Source organism: Actinoplanes sp. NPDC048791 (assembly GCF_040650095.1).
Lineage (GTDB): Bacteria > Actinomycetota > Actinomycetes > Mycobacteriales > Micromonosporaceae > Actinoplanes.
The window spans coordinates 1-2,410 of sequence record NZ_JBEZGQ010001160.1 but is presented as its reverse complement, the minus strand read 5'-3'; the positions used below and the strand labels follow the sequence as shown (position 1 = coordinate 2,410).

At 71.3% G+C, this 2,410-nt stretch carries 1 protein-coding gene and 2 pseudogenes; 1 reads left to right on the top strand and 2 read right to left on the bottom strand.

What is annotated here, in order from left to right; translation table 11 throughout:
- Positions 1-986, top strand: a pseudogene (locus AB0C29_RS43675) (hypothetical protein); the annotation flags it as partial.
- A gap of 4 nt (positions 987-990) precedes the next feature.
- Here AB0C29_RS43675 and AB0C29_RS43670 read toward each other — a convergent pair.
- Together AB0C29_RS43670 and AB0C29_RS43665 are read right to left on the bottom strand one after the other, a co-directional pair.
- On the bottom strand, positions 991-2,133 hold the full coding sequence (locus AB0C29_RS43670; protein ID WP_360833589.1) for an NADH-quinone oxidoreductase subunit D: 1,143 nt from the start codon (positions 2,131-2,133) through the stop codon (positions 991-993).
- Positions 2,130-2,410 (bottom strand): annotated as a pseudogene (locus AB0C29_RS43665) (hypothetical protein); the annotation flags it as partial. The gene AB0C29_RS43670 and the pseudogene AB0C29_RS43665, both read right to left, overlap by 4 nt.

Below are 2,410 nucleotides of genomic sequence, written 5' to 3'. Positions count from 1 at the left end.
CGACGAACCCCGCTGGCTACGCCGACTCGGCCGGGCACAGCGGCCCCTACGGTCCCGGACTGTCCGGATCGGCCTGGGCCGAGCGCGGGGCGGCCGCCGAATACGACGCTCCCGCCACAGCCGGCTACGCGAAGGAAGCCCCGGCGGCGCAGCGGCCGTCCCGACGGCATGCGGCCCCCGACACAGGCACGGACATCGCCCGCTACGGCCTGAGCGCCCTCCCGGAGCCGCAAGCGCATGGGTCCGCGTCCTACGGCGCCGGCTACGACGTCCCCGGCAGCTACGCCGTCCCAGGCGGTCATAACGCCCCAGCCGGCTTCGACGCCCACTCCGGCTTCGACGCCCAGTCCGGGTTTGACGATGAGTCCGGCTTCGACGCCCAGTCCGGGTTTGACGCTGAGTCCGGCTTTGATGCCCAGTCCGGCTTCAACGCCCGGTCTGGGTTCAACGCCGAGTCCGGGCTCAACGCCCAGTCTGGCTTCGCCGCCGAGTCCGGCTATGGCGCCCAGTCCGGCTATGGCGCCCAGTCCGGCTACGGCGCCCAGTCCGGCTACGGCGCCCAGTCCGGCTTTGATGCCGAGTCCGGCTTTGAGGGACAGTCCGATTTCGATGGCTCCCAAAGCGGCTACGCCGACCAAAGCCACGGCTACGCCGAAACCGGGTCAGCGGCCTGGACCTCAACCCCGGGCCACTACGGCTACGCCGATCCCACGGCTCAGGACCAGCCCGAAACCGGCTACGACTACCCCGACCCCACAGCCGACGACCGCCCGAGAAGCAGCGGTTTCGGCCGCGCGGATTCGCCGTTCTTCGCCCAGGACTCGTCCGGCGGCTTCGTGCTCGACAACGAGTACGCGCAGCCCGACCAGCCCGAGGGCACCGCCCAGAACACCTACGGCCGGCCCGCCGACCAGTACGGCCCCGACCCCATGGCCGCCCAGCCCGGCTGGGCGCCGCGCAGCCACGAGCCGCGGGGCCGCCGGTAGCCGGCTACTTGTCGATGTCGCCGACCACGAAGAACATCGACCCCAGGATCGCGATCAGGTCCGGCACCAGACACCCGGGGATCAGCGTCGCCAGCGCCTGGACGTTGGCGTACGAGGCCGTACGCAGTTTGAGGCGCCACGGGGTTTTTTCGCCTCGGGACACCAGGTAGTAGCCGTTGATGCCGAGCGGGTTCTCCGTCCACGCGTACGTGTGGCCCTCCGGCGCCTTGACCACCTTGGGCAGGCGCACGTTGACCGGGCCGCTGAGCTGGTCCACCCGGTCGAGGCAGGCCTGGGCCAGGTCCAGGGACACGTACACCTGGTCCAGGAGCACCTCGAAGCGGGCGTGGCAGTCGCCGGCCGTCCGGGTCACCACGGGCACGTCCAGTTGGTCGTACGCCAGGTACGGCTCGTCGCGCCGTAGGTCCAGGTCGAGGCCACTCGCTCGGGCCACCGGGCCCGAGGCGCCGTACGCCGCCGCCTGCTCCGCGGTCAGTACGCCCACGCCGACCGTGCGGGCCAGGAAGATGTCGTTGCGCCGGATCAGCCGGTCGATGTCCGGCATCCGGCGGCGCACCTCGTCGATCGCCGTACGGGCCCGCGACGTCCAGCCCGCCGGGACCTCCTCCTTGAGGCCGCCGACGCGGTTGAACATGTAGTGGATGCGGCCGCCGGAGACCTCCTCCATGACGGCCTGCAGCGTCTCCCGCTCGCGGAACGCGTAGAACATCGGGGTGATCGCGCCGATCTCCAGCGGGTACGAGCCGAGGAACATCAGGTGGTTCAGCACCCGGTTCAGCTCGGCCAGCGCCATCCGCAGCCAGGTCGCGCGTTCGGGCACCTCGATGCCCATGAGGCGTTCCACGGCCAGGGCGACGCCCAGCTCGTTGGAGAACGCCGACAGCCAGTCGTGCCGGTTGGCCAGCACGATGATCTGCCGGTAGTCGCGCACCTCGAAGAGTTTCTCGGCGCCGCGGTGCATGTAGCCGACGATCGGCTCGCAGGACGTCACGCGTTCGCCGTCGAGGGTGAGCTTGAGCCGCAGCACGCCGTGCGTGGACGGATGCTGGGGGCCGATGTTGAGCACCATGTCGGCCGTATCCAACCCGGACCCGGTCCCGACCGTCATCTCCCGCAGGTCGCTCATGCCAGCATCGTCCCACGGAGGTCGATCCCGACCTCGTGCAGCAGCCACCAGTGCCCGCCCAGCCCGGCCGGGTCGATCAGTTCGCCGGCGGCGCCGGCCGAGCTCAGCGCCCGCAGGTAGGCCGCCGGGTCGCTGCGGGCCAGGTCCAGCGGTGGCCGGCCGCCGTCGATCCCGAGGCCGCGCAGGGCGGCCCGCTGACTGATGATCCGGTACGCCGTCCCGGCAGCCGCCGCGGCCGAGTCGACAGCCACATGGGCGGTCACGTCGGTGCTGCCGT

Excerpts from the sequence above, each read along its gene's own strand:
- AB0C29_RS43670 (WP_360833589.1), bottom strand. The coding sequence starts at position 2,133 with ATGAGCGACCTGCGGGAGATGACGGTCGGGACCGGGTCCGGGTTGGAT.